A 17,014-nucleotide genomic window follows, 5' to 3' on the forward strand; every position below is an offset into this window, starting at 1 on the left:
GCGTCCAGGCGCAGCGCCTGCCTGGTTGGCAGGTCAAGCCCGGCAACGCAGCCGCAGCGTCTGTGAGGCCGCCCCCTTTCGGGCTGCCGGCCTTGCGCGCGCTTGATCAGCGCCAGTGTTCGCTACCGTGCAGCAAGCAGGCTACGCTCTCAGCTGGCTACCAATCGCGCGCAAAGCACGCCAGCGCGACCGTGACAGGTTATGCAGAGCTTCCCACGCCAGACCAAAGCAAACCAATGCCCGCAATATACCAACTCATTCATCTGACCGATCTGCACCTGCTGGCAGACCCCGAGGCGCGGCTGCACGGCTGGCCGGTGGAAAAGACCTTTCAACACCTGCTCGCAGCCGCACTCGCCGAAACCCCGAAGCCGGACGCGATCGTACTCGGCGGTGATCTCGTCGATGACGAAAGCGAGCGTGGCTATGCGCGGCTCGATGCCACCCTCGCGCGCCTGCCCTGTCCGGTGCTGGCCATGGCCGGCAATCATGACGATCCGGCCCGCATGGCGCGCCGGCTCCAACATGCAGTGGTCCACGAACGGCTTACGGTGGGCGACTGGCAATTGATCGCGCTCGATAGCCATATCCAGGGCAGCGACGCGGGTGCGCTGGGCCACGACGCGATCGAGCGGCTCGACAGCTGGTTGCACGCCCATACCGCGCCCACCCTGGTATGCCTGCACCATCCGCCGGTCGACGTGGGCGCGGCCTGGATCGACGCGATCGGCCTGCGCGATCGCGAGGCGCTGGAAGACGTCATCAGCCGTCATCCGCAGGTACGTGCGATCCTTTGCGGCCATGCCCATCAGGCAGCGGAGCTGGAGTTTGCCGGGCGGCCCTGCCTGATCACCCCGAGCACGATGCGCCAGTTCGCCCCCGGCTCACGGGATTTTGCCGAAGACACGAGTCGCAGCCCCGGCTACCGGCGTATCGAACTCGGCCACGGCGGCAGGTTTTCAAGCGCTGTCCAACGCGTTCCCTACCCGATCTAACCTGTGGATAAATCTGGGGACGGAACGGGGACGCGCAGCCCCCTCCGGCGAATGGCCCGGAATGGGATTGGACGTTTTTTGTCACCCGAATAATTTTTATTTACAGATCAGTAAATTACATCTGCCAGGAAACTGACGAAGCTCGGCATAACAAACTGATGGCCCGACCACAAGCGGGTTGACACTGTGTATAACCCGCCACGTAGAACAGGCGATTCCTCAAGTAATCGGGCTAAACGATTGACCGTAAACGCGAAAGACAAGAAATACACAGAGGCTGTGGATAACTCTGTGGAAACTGTTTCGATAAGCGCCTTCAAGCGGCATGTTTTCAACGGTTTCGCCAAAGCGGCGATTTCGTAACCATACCGACACACTCCTTTCGAATCATGGACTTAGGGACGACCACCGCCTACGCGATTCTACCGATGAAAAAATTTTCGCAAGCGCTCGCACGGCCATATTTTTCATTGTGCATAACACAAAGCCATACCCCGCGGGTGTTAGACTCCGCGCCATGACACGACCCAATATCCTGGTCGTTGCCGGGCACGATCCGAGCGGCGGCGCGGGCATTCAAGCCGACATCGAGGCAGCGGCCGCCCATGGCGTGCATGCAGCGGCGGTGATCTCTGTTCTTACCTGCCAGGACACGCATAACGTGTATGGCGTAAAGCCGGTCGACGCCGACTTCTTCAGCGAATGTCTGGACGCGGTGGTGGCCGATATGTCCATAGACGCCGTCAAGCTCGGGGTAATCGCGAGCGCCGAGCACGTGGCAATCATCGCCACCCTGATGGATCGGCTGCCCGATACGCCGCTGGTGATCGACCCGGTGCTGGTGGCGGCGGGTGGTGGCACCCTCGCCGACGACACGGTGGGCCGGGCGCTGCAGGACCGGCTGTTCGAGCGCGCCACCGTCATTACGCCCAACGCCCGCGAGACGCGCGCGTTGTGTGACGGCGAAACCGACCTGGATCGCTGCGGAGAAACGTTGAGCCAGCACAGCGCCAACGTGCTGATTACCGGCGGCGACGAAGACAGCCCCGAAGTCGTCAACCGCCGCTATGCACAGGGCCGCGCGATCCAGCGCTATCAGTGGCCGCGTATCGACGGCGTGTTTCACGGCTCCGGCTGCACCCTGGCCAGCGCGATCGCTGCCCGGCTCGCCCTGGGCCACGATCCCGACGAGGCGTTGCAGCACGCCCAGCAGTACACCTGGGAGACCCTGGACCGGGCGTTTGCCGCCGGCCAGGGTCAGCGTATCCCTGCCCGCATCGCCACCGAAACACCGTGAGCGTGCGCGGGCTTTATGCCATCTATGACCGCACCACACTGGCCGACGACGCGCTGGAAGCCGTGGCGGCGGTACTCGCCGGTGGCGCCTGCTGGTTGCAATACCGCGACAAGCGCGCGACCGGCCCCGATGCCGCGTTGCTCGGCGAGCTGCGCGCGCTTACCCGCGCCTACGATGCGCGCCTGATCGTCAACGACGACTGGCGTCTGGCCCAGGCCGTCGCCGCCGACGGGGTCCATCTCGGCCAGAGCGACGGCAGCCTTGCGCGTGCGCGCGCCGCGCTCGGTGAGCAGGCGATCATCGGTATCAGCTGTTCCGGCTCGGTCGAACGCGCCCGTGCCGGCATTGCCGAGGGCGCAAGCTATGTCAGCTTCGGCCGATTCTTCGATTCGGCCACCAAACCCGATGCCCCCCTCGCCGACCCGGCCGTGCTCGCCCAGGCACGCACGCTCGGCGTGCCGGTGGTGGCGATCGGCGGTATCGACCGCGATAACGCGGCCGATATCATTGCCGCCGGCGCCGATCTGATCGCCGTCTCGGGCGCCCTGTTTCATGCCGCCGACAGCGGTGCGGCAGCCCGCGCCCTGGCAGCCCTTTTTCAACGGGCCGGCTAACTGGCCAGCCCGCATGGTTCAATCTTCGCAGGAGTATTTTCGATGAGCGCATCCGAGACACAGTGGCAGCGCCCCGGCCCGCGTTCAGCCCAGCTGTTCGAACGTGCCTCGCGGGTAACGCCCGGCGGCGTGAACTCGCCGGTGCGTGCGTTCGCCGGCGTCGGCGGCACCCCCGCCTTCATCGAACGCGCCCGGGGCGCCTATATTTACGACGTCGACGGCAATGAATACGTCGACTACGTCGGCTCGTTCGGGCCGATGATCCTCGGCCATGCGCATCCCGATGTGGTCGATGCCGTTCAGAAGCAGGCGGCCAAGGGGCTGTCCTTCGGTGCGCCCACCGGCCTGGAAACCGAACTCGCGGAACTGGTGTGTTCCATGGTCGACTCGATCGAGTCGGTACGCATGGTCAACTCCGGTACCGAGGCTGCGATGACGGCGCTGCGCCTGGCGCGCGGCTATACCGGTCGCAAGAAGATCCTCAAGTTCAAGGGCAACTACCACGGCCATGTCGATGCGCTGCTGGTGGATGCCGGCTCGGGCGCGCTCACCCTCGGCATCCCCGGCTCGCCGGGCGTGCCCCAGGCCGTGGTCGAGGACACGCTTTCGGCCACTTATAACGATCTGGATTCGGTCGTGCAGGCGTTCGATGCCCACGGCGACGATATCGCCTGCGTGATGGTCGAGCCGGTGGCCGGCAACATGAACTGCGTGCCCCCGGCCGAAGGTTTTCTCGAAGGTCTGCGCGAACTGTGCGACCGCTACGGCGCCCTGCTGATCTTCGACGAGGTGATGACGGGCTTTCGCGTGCACCCGGGCTGTGCCCAGGCGCATTTCGGCGTCACCCCGGACGTGACCGCGCTGGGCAAGATCGTGGGCGGTGGCATGCCCGTGGGCGCGGTCGGCGGCCCGGCCAAGGTCATGGAAACCCTGGCACCGACCGGCCCGGTCTATCAGGCGGGCACGCTGAGCGGGCATCCGCTGGGTATGGCCGCTGGGATCGCCACGCTCTCGCGCATCAAGAACGGCGAGGTACACGAAGCTATCGCGCCGCAGCTCGACAAGCTGCTCGCCGGTCTGGACGAACGCGCCGCCAAACACGGCGTCCCGTTCATGACCCAGCGCGTGGGCGCCATGTTCGGCATGTTCTTCACCGACGCCAAGCAGGTCAGCCGCTTCGATGACGTGGCCGCCTGCAATACCGATGCCTTCTCGCGTTTCTTCCACGAGATGCTCGATCACGGCGTGTATCTGGCACCGTCGGCGTTCGAGGCGGCCTTCATTTCGCATGCCCACGACAACGTGGCGATCGCGCGCACGCTCGATGCCGCCGATGCGGCATTCGCCGCGCTCGCGCGCGACTAGGGCGCAGGCTTTCGATGCGTCGCATCCCGCGCGCTTCGTTGACGCCGCCATGCCCGCCGGCACGGTCCGTGGACGCAGGGGCCGCCCGCGGGTCATGGCATCGTCACGCGGCGCATGTGACGCTCGGCATACGCGCTACCGCCGGGCGCTAGCACAATGGGGCACGAGCTGTTCGCCGCCCTGCTGGGCTGGGTCGAAGCCCACCCGCTGGCCGCACTCGCGCTGGTCTTTGCCGTCGCCCTGGGCGAGTCGCTGTTCCTGTTCGGGCTGCTGGTGCCCGGCGCCCTGTTCATGTTCGCCTTCGGCGCGCTGATCGGGGCCAATCTGCTGCCACTCGGCGCCACGTTCGTGGTGGCCATCATCGGCACGCTGGTCGGCGACGGCGCGAGCTTCGCCCTGGGTCGACGCTATCGCGGGCGGGTGTCGTCGCTGCCCGGTTTTGCGCGTGCGCCGGCGCTGGTCGCCCGCGGCGAACGTTTTCTGGCCGACCACGGCGGCAAGGCCATCATCATGGGCCGGCTGATCGGCGCCCTGCGTCCGGTGGTACCGACCGTAGCCGGCGCGGCCGGCCTGTCCACCACCCGTTTCGTGATCATGGACCTGATCGCAACCGCGATCTGGGCGCCCTGCTATATCCTGCCCGGCGTGGTGTTCGGCGCATCGCTGGATCTGGCGGCCCAGGTGGCCACCCGTCTGGCGATTCTGCTGGTTGCGGTCGTCGCCATCGTCTGGATCACCACGATCTGCGTACGCTTCGTACTGGTCGCAGGCCGCGTCGCCCTGCGTCGCTATGCCGGCCGGCTGCTGGCCTGGAGCCGTCGTCATCGCCGCCGCGGGCGTCTGGGCAATGTCCTGGCCGACCCGCGCCAGCCCGAGATCCCGGCCCTGGCGATCGGCGCCGGCGTATTGATGCTGGCCACGGCCCTGGCCTATCTGCTGATGTGGGGCTGGCAACGCCCGGTCTACCCCGGCAAGTTCGATGCGCTGGCTTTCTATATCGTACAAAGCCTGCAGACGCCGATATCGGATCAGATCGCCTTCGCCATCGCCCAGATGGGGTCGCCGCTGATCTATCTTCCGTTCGCGGCGGTACTGGCCGCGGTGCTTGCCCTACTGGGCAACGGGCGCGCCGCTGCGCACTGGATCGTGGCTCTGGGTTTTTCTGCGCTGGTCACGCTGGGGCTGCGCTGGTGGCTGGCCATTCCTGCCCCCAGCGACTATTTCCACGGCGATGCCACCGACCCGCTTTTTCTGGCCGGCGGCGGTCAGGACCTCATGCTCTGTGCCACCGTCTACGGCATGGCGGGGCTGATGATCGCAGCCGGCCAGCCGCTGACCGCGCGGCCCTACTATCACTCGCTGACCGTGGCCGGCGTGGTACTGCTGGCGCTGGCCCGTCTCTATCTGGGCCTGGACTGGGCCAGCGATCTGCTCATCGGCCTGGCGATCGCCTTCGTCTGGCTGAACATGCTGGTGCTCAGCTATCGCCGCCAGCGCCCGGCACGCGTGAACGGTGCACCGGTACTCACGGTACTGGCCGGCTTTGCCATGATCGCGGTGGTCGCCGGCATCCTGCCGGATACCACTTATCGGGCCTGGGCCAAGGCCGAGGCCCAACGCACGCCCGATCTCGTCGAGCGCTGGGATATCGACGGCTATCACCAGCTCGAGGCCCGTATCAAGGACATCGCCGGGCGCGACAGCGCGCCGCTGAATGTACAGGTGGCCGCCCACGCGCCGGAGCTGCGCCGCCTGCTCGGCCAGGCCGGCTGGCAGCCCGCGCCAGCGCTGGGCATGAGCCAGCCGTTGCACTGGCTGGTCAGCGATAGCGATATCCACCAGCTCGCGGTGCTGCCGCGTATCCACGACGGCCGCCAGCCCACGTTGACGCTCGTGCACGAGCAGGCCGGGGCCGAACAGAGCCGCCGGGTGCTGCGGCTGTGGCCGACCGGGCGCGAGCGCGACTCGGACCGCCGCCCCCTGTGGGTGGGCATGACCGATATCCAGCAGGTCGTGCATCGCTTCCATCTGCTGGCCACGGCGGCCGACCAGCATCGCTATGCCGCGGCCCAGGCCGCGCTGGCGGCCGATCTCGATGCAGCCGGGGTGCAGGCACGCGTTGTCGAAACCGGTGAAGGCACTATCGTGCTCATCGACACGCCCCGAGGCGCGGGCGATGCTAAAGTAACGCCCGATCCGTAACGTCTGCCCTTCGCTGTTCGCAGCGATCGCGCGGTGCGTTTTCGTCCACGTTCAACAGCCCAAGCAGCGCATTCTCCATGGCCCAAGATCCCAAGGCGCGCAAGTCCTCGAAACTCAAGCAGCCGGGCTTTTTCACCCGGATGCGAGCCAGCCTCAACAAGGGCGACTCGTGGCTGACCTACGACCTGCGCAACCTGTTGCCCGGCGAAACCGTCGACCAGGATGCCCTCGACGAACTCGAAACCCAGCTGCTGCTCGCCGATGTCGGCGTCGAAGCTACCGGCCAGGTCATGCACCGGCTGCAGGTCATGTTCGACGGCGGGCGCCTGCGTACCGGCAAGGATCTGGGCAAGGCGCTGCGCGAACATCTGGGCGCGATCCTCACGCCCTGTGAAGAGCCGCTGTCCATTCCCGAACACACGCGCCCGTTCGTGATCCTCATGGTGGGCGTGAACGGCGTGGGCAAGACCACCACCATCGGCAAGCTGGCGAAGAAATTCCAGGACGCCGGCCAGTCGGTCATGCTCGCCGCCGGCGACACCTTTCGTGCGGCCGCGGTCGAACAGCTGCAGGGCTGGGGCGAGCGCAACCACGTGCCCGTGGTGGCCCAGGGCAGCGGCTCGGATTCGGCTTCGGTGGTATTCGACGCGTTCTCGCGCGCCAAGGCGCGGGGCATCGACGTATTGATCGCGGATACGGCCGGACGCCTGCATACGCAGGGCCATCTCATGGATGAGCTCAAGAAGATCAAGCGCGTGCTCGGCAAGCAGGACGAATTCGCTCCGCACGAAGTCATGCTGGTGGTGGATGCCACCACCGGCGGCAACGCCCTGCAGCAGGCCGTGGCCTTCCACGAAGCGGTGGGGCTGACCGGCATTACCATCACCAAACTCGACGGCACCGCCTCCGGCGGCATCGTGTTCGCGATCGCCAAGCGGCTGGGCCTGCCGTTGCGTTTCATCGGCATCGGCGAGAAAGTCGAGGATCTGGGCGTGTTCGAGTCCGAACACTTCATGGACGCCCTGTTCGATCGCAGCAAGTAGGACCGCCTACGTTTCGCCCATGACCGATATCGTCGCCTTCAAGAACGTCGTCAAACGCTACCCCGGTGGCAAGATTGCGCTCGACGGCATATCGCTGCATCTGGAGCGCGGCGAGATGGCGTTTCTGACCGGACACTCCGGCGCCGGCAAATCGACGCTCATGAAGCTCATCGGCCTGATCGAGCGCCCGACCCGTGGCCAGGTGGTGATTAACGGCACCAATCTGGCTGCCGTCAAGCGTCGCCAGATCCCGCGCTATCGCCAGCGCCTGGGTCTGATCTTTCAGAACTACAACCTTTTGTTTGATCGCACCGTGTTCGACAACGTGGCGCTACCGCTGGTCATTCGCGGCCTGGGGCATGCCGATATCGCCCGCCGGGTACGCGCCGCGCTCGATACGGTTGGCCTGCTGTCACTGGAACGCAAGTTCCCGATCACCCTCTCCGGCGGTGAACAGCAGCGTGTGGGCATTGCCCGGGCCGTGGTCGACCGCCCCTATCTGCTGCTCGCCGACGAGCCGACCGGCAACCTGGACCCGGCCCTGTCGGCCGATATCATGCGCCTGTTCACGCGCCTGAACGAAGCCGGCACCAGCATCATGATCGCCACCCACGCCATCGATCTGGTCGAACGCATGGGCCATCGCCGCATTCGCCTGGATCACGGCCATCTGGAGAACGGTTAGCGCCATGGCACGCAGCAGCGACAACCCGAACCGCCAGGCGGCCCAGAGCAACCGTCGACGTACCCTGCCCAGCACCCTGGCCGCGCCGGCCCAGGGCTGGGCCAGCTCGCACGTGCGCTGCCTGGTCGAGAGCCTCGGCCGCCTGCACCGGCGCTGGTTGGCCAGCCTGCTGACCGCGACGGTCATCGGTATTGCCCTGGCCCTGCCGGCCGGGTTGTACGTGCTGATGAGCAATCTCGATACGCTGTCGCAGAGCTGGCATCGCGCGGTACAGGCCTCGCTGTATCTGCAGGACGATCTATCGGTCACCGAAGGCCAGGCCCTGGCCGAGCGTCTGGGCGAGCGCGAGGAGGTCGATGCCAGCACCTATATTTCCGCGGCCGCGGGGCTGGAACAGTTTCGTGAATCCTCGGGCTTCGGCGCTGCAATCGACGCGCTCGAGGACAACCCCCTGCCGGCTGTGATCACCATCAATCCACGCTCGGACATGTCGCGCGCCGAAATCGGGGCCCTGCTGGTATCGCTTGAAGACGAACCCGGCGTGGCCCGGGCCGAGCTCGACCAGGCCTGGCTCGAGCGCCTGTATGCCATTCTGTCGGTGATCGAGCGTTCGGCCTGGGTGATCGGCCTGCTGCTCTCGGCCGCGGTGCTGTTCATCGTCGGCAACACCATCCGCCTGGACATCGAAAACCGGCGCGAGGAAATCGAGGTGATGAAGCTGCTCGGCGCCTCGGATGCTTTCATCCGTCGGCCGTTTCTCTATAGCGGCTTCTGGTACGGACTGATCGGCGCCGTGCTCGCGCTGGTGCTGCTGGGCATCTGTTTTCTTGCCCTGGCCGAGCCCCTGGGCGCGCTGACCCGATCCTACGACGGCGCCCTGGCCATGCACGGGCTGGGCTTCGATGGCGTGTTGATGCTGCTTGGCATCGGCGTGGCGCTGGGCTGGCTGGGCTGCGTTCTCACCGTGAACCGACGCCTGGCGGCCATCGAACCGCTCTAGGCGCCGATAGAGGGAACCTAACGTGCGCCCAGAGGTCTTAACGTCATTCCTATGATTGCTGCATCAACAGCCGCCAATTTTTGCTAGACTGTCTGTAATAGGCAAAAGTCCAAAGGAGGCTTTGCACATGGCTAACGATATCTCTCTTTCCCCCGCGAAGATGAACCTGCCGACGCTGTCGTCGGGCAGTATCGATTCCTACCTGCAGGCCGTTTCCAGCATTCCGGTACTGGAAGTCGACGACGAGCAGCAGCTCGCACGCAAGCTGCGTGATGACGGGGATATCCAGGCAGCCCAGAAGCTTATTCTGTCCAACCTGCGGTTCGTGGTTCACGTCGCCCGTGGCTATTCCGGCTACGGTCTGCCGCTGGCCGATCTGGTCCAGGAAGGCAATATCGGCCTGATGAAGGCGGTCAAGCGTTTCGACCCCGACGTGGGCGTGCGCCTGATTTCCTTCGCCGTGCACTGGATTCGTGCCGAAATTCACGAGTTCATTCTGCGCAACTGGCGTATCGTCAAGGTCGCCACGACCAAGGCGCAGCGCAAGCTGTTCTTCAACCTGCGCAGTTCCAAGAAGCGTCTGGGCTGGATGAACGACAAGGAAGTCCAGGCCGTGGCCGGCGATCTGGGCGTCAAGCCCGAGACGGTGCTGCAGATGGAGCGTCGCCTGTCGGGCGGCGATACGTCCTACAACGCCCTGCCCTCGGCCAACGACGAAGACAGCTATGCGCCCGAGGACTATCTGTCCGCGGACGACGGCTACGATCCGGCCTCGGATATCGAGAACGGCGACTGGCAGACCTACCAGCACGCCAATCTCTCGCGGGCCATGACCCAGCTCGACGATCGCAGCCGGGACATTCTCGAAAGCCGCTGGCTGCGCGAGGACGGCAAGATCGGCCTGCAGGAGCTTGGCGACAAGTACAAGGTATCGGCCGAGCGTATCCGCCAGCTCGAAGTCGCCGCGATCAAGAAACTTCGGGGCGCGATGGTCACCGCGGCCTAGTCGCCCGATACGGCCTGCGGGCCGCGACTGCGCCACTGGCCGCGCATGACAATCGATCGCAGTAGAAGACGCCTGCTTGTGTCGGCAACGGCACTGGCAGGCGTTTCTTTTTTGCCCTCCTGGGCTCGGGCCGACATCGTTGCCCCACTGCCGGCCGACGGCGAAACCTTCGATTTCGAGACCCTGGTCGCGCATGCGCGCAGCCTTTCACAACAGCCCTATCAGGCGCCCGATGAGCGCTATGGTGAGCTGCTGAACGAAATCGGCTATGAGGCCTTCATGGGTATTCATGCCCGCAAGGAGGCCGCGCTCTGGGCCGACGCCGAGACCCCGGTCACGGTCGAGTTCTTTCATCTCGACCAGAACGCCCGGAAGCCGGTGGCGATCCACGTGGTCGAGTCCGGACGCAGTCGGCGTATCGCATACGACGGCAATCTGTTTCGCTACGACGACCCGGCGCTTGCCGAACGCCTGCCGGCCGATCTGGGTTTTTCCGGCTTTCGCATGCTCGGCCGCGGCGAACCCGCCCGCGAATGGCTGGCCTTCAAGGGGGCGAGCTATTTTCGCAGCCCGGGCGCACTCGATCAGTACGGCCTGTCGGCCCGCGGCGTGGCCATCGATACCGGCTACGACAGCGACGAGGCGTTTCCGGACTTTAGCCAGTACTGGCTGATCAAACCCGAACCGAACGCGTCGACCCTCACGATCTGTGCGCTGCTTGAAGGCGAACACATCACCGGCGCATATCGCATCGTGCTGAGCCGGCCTGACGACGTCATCCTCGATATCGAAACCCGGCTGTTCCAGCGCCGCGACGTACAGCGCCTGGGCATCGCGCCTTTGACCAGCATGTTCTGGTTTTCCGAAACCAATGCCCGCCGCGGCGTCGACTGGCGCCCGGAAATACACGACAGTGACGGCCTGGCCATGACCACCGGCAACGACGAGCGGCTCTGGCGCGCCCTGGTGAACCCGCCCCGTACCCAGTACAGCGCTTTTCAGGACAACAATCCCAAAGGCTTTGGCCTGCTCCAGCGCGATCGCGTGTTCGATCATTACCAGGATCCGGACGTCGCCTTCGAAAATCGCCCCAGCCTCTGGGTCGAGCCGCTGCACGATTGGGGGCGCGGTCATGTCGGCCTGCTCGAATTGCCGACCGACGAAGAGGTCTACGACAACATCAACGTGTTCTGGGTGCCGGCCGGCAAGGCAGCCGCCGGCGATGCGTGGCAGTTCGACTATCGCCTGCACTGGGGCGCCGACCAGCCGAACCCGACTGCCCTGGCCCGGGTTATGTCCACGCGCACCGGCCGAGCGGGCGCGCCGGGCACCTATGAAGACCAGTCGGTGCTGGCGCGCAAGTTCGTCATCGATTTCGCCGGCGCCACGCTCGACGAGTTCAACGAGGACAATCCGCCCGAGCCCAGCGTGCAAGCCAGTCACGGCCAGATCGACAATCCCTATGTCCAGCACGTGGAGCAAACCGGGCGCTGGCGGGTATTCTTCGACTGGAAAGGCGCGCTGCCGCCCAACGATACGCCGGTCGATCTTCAGGCCACGCTACGCCGTGGCGATCGCCGGATCAGCGAAACCTGGCTGTATGCCTATTATCCCGAGGCCCTGCCGCGCCAGCTGCATGCCGAGGCTGCCACCGACTGAGACACGTCCCCTGCGGCCCGCGGGCCGTTCAACGGCTCGTGCTGGGCGTCGGCGCCGAATCGCTGGCGTTTTCGTCCGATGATTGTGCCTGCCTCGGCGGCCCCTTGAACACCTTGGCAAAGGAGTCGTCGACCGAGCGCAGGTGCAGATCCTGCTGCGGGAACGACACGACCACGTCGTTGGCCCGGAATGCTGCATGCATACCCTTATAGATCGCATGCTGCAGCGGCAGCAAGTTGTAGAGATCGTGGTAGAAGATACGCGCTTCGTAGATCAGCGCGCTGTCGTCGTAGCCGACGAAGAATACCGTCGGCGCCGGATTCTCGAGCGCCACCGGCTCGTCCTTGATGACGTCCATGATCAGTCGTTCGGCCAGCTCGGTATCGGTATCCAGCGCCAGATGCACGCGCAGGATCAGGCGGGTGATGTCGTCGGTAAGCGTCCAGTTGATCACCGTTTCGGTGATGAACGTCTTGTTCGGGATCACCACTTCCTTGTTGTCCCAGTCCGTGACCGTGGTGGCACGAATACGGATACGCGACACCGTGCCCGTCAGGGTACCCACGGTGACCGTATCACCCACCCGCACCGGGCGCTCGAACAGAATGACGATACCCGAGACGAAGTTCGCGAAGATCTCCTGCAAACCAAAGCCCAGGCCGACACCGACGGCGGCGACCAGCCACTGGATCGACGACCAGCGAAAACCGATCAGCGCGACCGCGCCGAGCATGCCGATAATCACGATCGCATACTGGAACAGGGTCGCCATGGCATAGCGACTGCCCGCGTCCATGGAAAACCGCCGCAGCACGGTAATCTCGAGAAAGCCCGGCAGGTTGCGTCCGGCCAGAGCGGTAACCACGCCCAGTGCAAGCGCAAGCAGCAGCGCGCCGAGCGTGACCTGGGTGAGCTGGGTTCGGCCATCGACTTCGTTGGCGTACTGCCAGAGGGTGATGTTGTCCAGCAGCTGAAGCGCCGGCAGCGTATCGGACCAGATCAGCCACAGGGCGCCCATGGCCAGCAGTGCGATCACCACCTTGATCAGGCCACGCGTCTGCTCGCTGATCTGGACGAGATCGATTTCAAGTGTATCCAGGTTCTCGGGGGTACTCTCGCCGGCCGCGGCAGCGGCATCGCGGGTCGCCCTGGCCTCGCGCGCTTCTTCACGCCGTCGCAGTGCCCGCGTCAACGCCAGACGCCGCTCGGCGACCGTCAGCCAGCGGACGATCAGCGCATAGAGCACGAAGCCGCCGCCGAGCAGACCCGCCGAATAGAAGAAGCGACTCTGCAGCTGCAGGGCGGTGTAGTAGTAGCCCATGCCCGCTAGGCCGAACAGCAACAGCGGCAGGCCCACCGCGATCGGCAACCACAGATAGCCGAGCCGCCAGGAGGAGCCCTCTTCCGAATTGATCACCCCGGCGAGCTCGCCGCGTGTCGGATGTAGCAGCCGCCATCCAAACGCAGCGATCATCAGCGAGCTGACCATGAACGCGCCGCGGCCGATCGTTTCCCGCTTGCTGTCGTCGTCGAAGGCTTCCGTGAAGCTGATCAGCATGGTGGGGATCAGCAGCATGGCCAGCAGCCAGCGCAGCATTCGATACAAGCCGGCCCGCGCCTCTTCGGGCCACTGGAAATGGCTCTCCGCGAGGCCATACCTGCGACAGACCTGGGCAAAAGGCTCCAGAAAAAGCACAAGAATAGCGACCCGAATGAAGACTTCCGCCACTGCCATGGTGAACACGTCACCGTTGGCGGCCGTGCGTACCAGATAACCCGCCAGCAACAAGGTCGCCACCGGCGGTATGAACAGCAGCACGGTGGCCAGGGCCGCGCGCAGCGTGACCCAGAAAGTATCGTGCTGCACCTTGCCGACCGGCTCGGCCAGTCGCCGCAGACGGCTGCGCAGCGGCGCGCGTAGTAGCAACAGACCGACGATCAGCGTCAGGCCGACCGCGGTCATGAACGGCCGTGCCCGGGCCCCGTCGGCCAGCCGTTGCAGTACGTTCACCCACGACGACCATTGGAACGCCCAGGGCAAGTCGCTGATGGCGCGGCCAAACCAGTCCAGCCTCAGGGCGCCGAACGAAGGCAGCCAGAACAGACGCTCGTTGAGCAGTCGGTTGAACGAATCGACGGTCTGACTGTATTCCGATGACAGCCGCCGCAGATCCCGACCGATCTCGATGAAGCGCCCTTCCGCGCTAATCAGCAGATCAAGGATCTCGCGCCGATGTCGCAGCAGCCCGGCCAGCGACTGCTGCTCGCCTTCGCTAAGCTCGGGGTTTTCGGCCACGAGCTGCGCGACGCGCCGGTCGATGTCTTCCAGGTCCGCCCGCTGCTGCTGGAGTTGAAAACGCTGCAGTTCGGCCGAGGCAATCTGCGGCTGGGTGGCATCCGTGCTGCTTCGGGTGGTCGTGGACAGCAGCCCCGGCTTGGCGACCTCGCGGCGCTGGGCGCGCAGCACGTCACCGAGCGCAACCGACGAGCCGCCGATTTCGAGCTGGCGCTGCACCAGGCTCAGCCGCCGCTGAATATCGTCGACCCGGGTGTGCTGACGCACCTGCTCGTTGGTCAGCGCTTCCGTTTGCGTGGTGATCTGGGTGAGCTGGTCGGCGAGTTCGACGTTGCGTTGCGCGGCGTCGCTGACCGGCTCGGCGGCGGTCCGCAGCTCGCTGAGCTTGTTTTCGCTGGCCGAGCGCAGCTCGATCGCACTCTGATTCTGGCGCTGGCCGAGTGCCAGCTGCAGCGCGGCCAATAGTTCGGTGTCGTAGGCCTGGCGCGCCTCGGTGAGCGCACGCCGTGCTTCGAGCTCGCGCTGACGCTCGTCCTGACTACTTATTTCCTGCTGCAGACGCTCGATTTCGGCAGTCAGCGCCTCACGCCGCGCCGCCTGTGCAGCGCTTTTTGCCTCTACCAGCTGGCTGGGTTGATCACGCTCGATCGGACTGGTTTCGCCGTCCAGCGATCGCAGCGACTCGCGCGCATCGGCCAGGGCTTCGCGTGCGGCGTCCGGCCGCTGGGCGAGGCGGTTGAGCTGATCGCGCAAATCGGTCAGTCGTGCCTGATTGTCCGCAAGGCGCGAACTGGTCGCATCGACCCGGCTGGACAGCGCGCTGGCCGACAGGTCGCTCAGCGCTTCGCTCGAGGGGGGCGCCTGGATCTGCTGAAGTTCGTCGGTCAGTTCGCGAATACGTGCCGGGGCCTGTTCGGCCTGGCTGCGCATCTCGCGCGTTTGCTGGCGCGCGTTACGCGCGGTTTCGAGAGACGAGATTGCCTGGCGGTAGGTATCCACCACCTGCTCGCGCAGGGCCGCATCCATGTTGCTCTGGGAGGGCACCGCGTCAACGCGACTGCGCAGATCCTCGATGCGCTTGTCCAGACTCTGCTGCGAGTCCGCGACCTGGGCGCCGGCCGGCATCGCCGCGACAAGGCATAACAGCAACCAGCACAGCACTGCACCGGCCAGCCGCTGGGGCCCGCATCGACGCATAAACACCGGTACCGTCATTGGGATCCCGCTCGGCTATGATTCGCGGGCGATTTTACGCGTTCGCGCCTGCCACGGCGAACCGAACGTTCGTTCCTGGGGCCTGTCTTCGCAGCCCACGGCGGACGCTGCATCACGGCGGCCGCATCCAAGGGCTCGCGGCCGGGTCAGGCATCCTGCAAGTAACGATTCCGGCAATCAGGATTCGCGATCGGAGCGCTTGGAAGCGGACGGCTTGTCGGCCTCGCGACGCGCACGGGCATCGTCGATGATTTCGAAAAGGTCGGTACCGAACTCGCCGATTTCGCGGTTCACGCCACGAATCACGTCGTAAATACTGGCGCGCCCGTGGTCGGTCGTCTGCGATGCTTCAGGCTTGGCCTGGCCGCGCACGCGACGGGCTCGATCACCGACATAGCCGCCGATCAGGCGGTGTACGTTCTCCACGCGCAAGGCGGCCGAGTCGAAGGTCGACTCGGCCGAGTCCTTGAGTGTTTCAAGCAGCTTCAGCATAAACAGGCGCATCCGTGGACGGCGTAGCCTCGAGCGTATTGCGTTTACGCCGATTGGGCAACGACATGCGCAGAATACGCTTGACCACGCCGCCGAACTGCTTGGTGAGCGGGCCGGTGTTGTAGTTCAGGCCGTAGCGCTCGCAGATTTCCTGAATCTTGGGCGCGACTTCGCGATAGCGATGCGAAGGCATGTCCGGGAACAGATGATGTTCGATCTGATAGCTCAGATGGCCGGTCAGGATATGAAACGGCACGCTGCCGGTGAGGTTCGACGAACCCAGCAGCTGGCGCAGATACCACTGGCCCCGGGTTTCCTCGCGCGTCTCTTCCACATCGTACATTTCCACCTCGTCGGTAAAATGGCCGCAGAAGATGATCAGAAACGACCACAGGTTGCGGTTGAGATTCGCGGTGATGTTGCCCGCGAGCACCGGGGCGAACATCGGCCCGGCCAGCGCCGGGAACAGCAGATAGTCCTTGAGCACCTGCTTGCGGGCCTTGGCCCAGATCTCGCGTGCCTGAACGGCGGCTTCCTTGAAGGTCTTGTCCTTGCCCAGACGTTCGACTTCCAGATCGTGCAGGGCCACGCCCCACTGGAAGAAAGTGGCCAGCGTGGCCGCGGTCAACGGCTGGGCCAGATGCTGGGGCCGCCAGGCCTGGTCTTCGCTCATGCGCAGGATGCCGTAGCCCACATCGCGATCCAGATCGACGATGTTGGTGAAGGTGTGGTGCATGTAATTGTGCGAATGCTTCCACTGATGCGCCGGGCAGGTGTTGTCCCAGTCGTAGGTCGCCGAGTCGATGGAGGGGTCGTTCATCCAGTCCCACTGACCGTGCATCACGTTATGCCCGATCTCCATGTTCTCGAGAATCTTGGACAACGACAGCAGGCCAACGCCGCTGAGCCATGCCGGCGGCAGAAAGCCCGCCATCAGCAACGCCCGGCCGGCGACTTCGCTATAGCGCTGGGTCTTGAGAATGCTGCGGATATAGCGGGCATCGCGCTCACCGAGGTCGTTCATGACTTCGTCGCGAACCGCATCGATTTCGCGGCCGAACGCTTCGATATCTTCCTTGCTCAAATGTGTCGGCTTACCCATGTCCTACTCCATGACGCCTTGGCGTCGATCGTGAGAATTTCTT

The 17,014-nt window shown here is 65.0% G+C and carries 13 protein-coding genes; 10 read left to right on the plus strand and 3 right to left on the minus strand.

The annotated features are described in order from the left end of the window. Nucleotides 1-236: 236 nt before the first annotated feature. From CMN27_RS13995 to CMN27_RS14040, 10 genes are all read left to right on the plus strand, one after another. On the plus strand, nucleotides 237-995 hold the full coding sequence (locus CMN27_RS13995; protein ID WP_293627401.1) for a metallophosphoesterase: 759 nt from the start codon (nucleotides 237-239) through the stop codon (nucleotides 993-995). 517 nt (nucleotides 996-1,512) lie between these two features. Beyond that, nucleotides 1,513-2,292, plus strand: a complete 780-nt coding sequence (gene thiD / locus CMN27_RS14000; protein ID WP_293627403.1) for a bifunctional hydroxymethylpyrimidine kinase/phosphomethylpyrimidine kinase — start codon at nucleotides 1,513-1,515, stop codon at nucleotides 2,290-2,292. Then, a complete protein-coding gene (gene thiE, locus CMN27_RS14005) occupies nucleotides 2,289-2,906 on the plus strand; it encodes a thiamine phosphate synthase (protein ID WP_293627405.1) in 618 nt (205 codons plus the stop codon). The genes thiD and thiE overlap by 4 nt, the downstream gene beginning before the upstream one ends. Nucleotides 2,907-2,948: 42 nt before the next feature. Then, the gene (hemL, locus tag CMN27_RS14010; RefSeq protein WP_293627407.1) at nucleotides 2,949-4,271 is read left to right on the plus strand and encodes a glutamate-1-semialdehyde 2,1-aminomutase; all 1,323 of its coding nucleotides are present in this window, start codon (nucleotides 2,949-2,951) and stop codon (nucleotides 4,269-4,271) included. Nucleotides 4,272-4,427: 156 nt separating this feature from the next. Continuing rightward, entirely contained in the window at nucleotides 4,428-6,473 is a 2,046-nt protein-coding gene (locus tag CMN27_RS14015) for a VTT domain-containing protein (protein ID WP_293627409.1), read from the plus strand. A gap of 77 nt (nucleotides 6,474-6,550) precedes the next feature. After that, entirely contained in the window at nucleotides 6,551-7,516 is a 966-nt protein-coding gene (ftsY, locus tag CMN27_RS14020) for a signal recognition particle-docking protein FtsY (RefSeq protein ID WP_293627411.1), read from the plus strand. A 19-nt stretch (nucleotides 7,517-7,535) separates the two neighbouring features. After that, nucleotides 7,536-8,201: a cell division ATP-binding protein FtsE gene (ftsE, locus tag CMN27_RS14025; protein WP_293627413.1), complete on the plus strand. Its 666-nt coding sequence runs from the start codon at nucleotides 7,536-7,538 to the stop codon at nucleotides 8,199-8,201. 4 nt (nucleotides 8,202-8,205) lie between these two features. Beyond that, the gene (gene ftsX, locus CMN27_RS14030; protein ID WP_293627415.1) at nucleotides 8,206-9,201 is read left to right on the plus strand and encodes a permease-like cell division protein FtsX; all 996 of its coding nucleotides are present in this window, start codon (nucleotides 8,206-8,208) and stop codon (nucleotides 9,199-9,201) included. A gap of 127 nt (nucleotides 9,202-9,328) precedes the next feature. Further along, nucleotides 9,329-10,207 carry an RNA polymerase sigma factor RpoH gene (rpoH, locus tag CMN27_RS14035; RefSeq protein ID WP_293627417.1) on the plus strand — a complete coding sequence of 293 codons (879 nt, stop codon included), beginning with the start codon at nucleotides 9,329-9,331 and terminating at the stop codon, nucleotides 10,205-10,207. Nucleotides 10,208-10,318: 111 nt separating this feature from the next. Continuing rightward, nucleotides 10,319-11,866 carry a glucan biosynthesis protein gene (locus tag CMN27_RS14040; protein WP_293627419.1) on the plus strand — a complete coding sequence of 516 codons (1,548 nt, stop codon included), beginning with the start codon at nucleotides 10,319-10,321 and terminating at the stop codon, nucleotides 11,864-11,866. Nucleotides 11,867-11,894: 28 nt separating this feature from the next. Here the strand turns inward: CMN27_RS14040 and CMN27_RS14045 are convergent, their stop codons facing one another. From CMN27_RS14045 to CMN27_RS14055, 3 genes are all read right to left on the minus strand, one after another. Continuing rightward, nucleotides 11,895-15,377, minus strand: a complete 3,483-nt coding sequence (locus CMN27_RS14045) for a mechanosensitive ion channel domain-containing protein (protein ID WP_293627421.1) — start codon at nucleotides 15,375-15,377, stop codon at nucleotides 11,895-11,897. Between the two features lie 177 nt (nucleotides 15,378-15,554). After that, nucleotides 15,555-15,869: a hypothetical protein gene (locus tag CMN27_RS14050; protein WP_293627423.1), complete on the minus strand. Its 315-nt coding sequence runs from the start codon at nucleotides 15,867-15,869 to the stop codon at nucleotides 15,555-15,557. Then, entirely contained in the window at nucleotides 15,853-16,971 is a 1,119-nt protein-coding gene (locus tag CMN27_RS14055; protein ID WP_293627425.1) for an acyl-CoA desaturase, read from the minus strand. Before CMN27_RS14055 ends, CMN27_RS14050 begins: the two co-directional genes overlap by 17 nt. Nucleotides 16,972-17,014 lie beyond the last annotated feature (43 nt).

The organism is Salinisphaera sp. (genome assembly GCF_002729955.1).
GTDB lineage: Bacteria > Pseudomonadota > Gammaproteobacteria > Nevskiales > Salinisphaeraceae > Salinisphaera.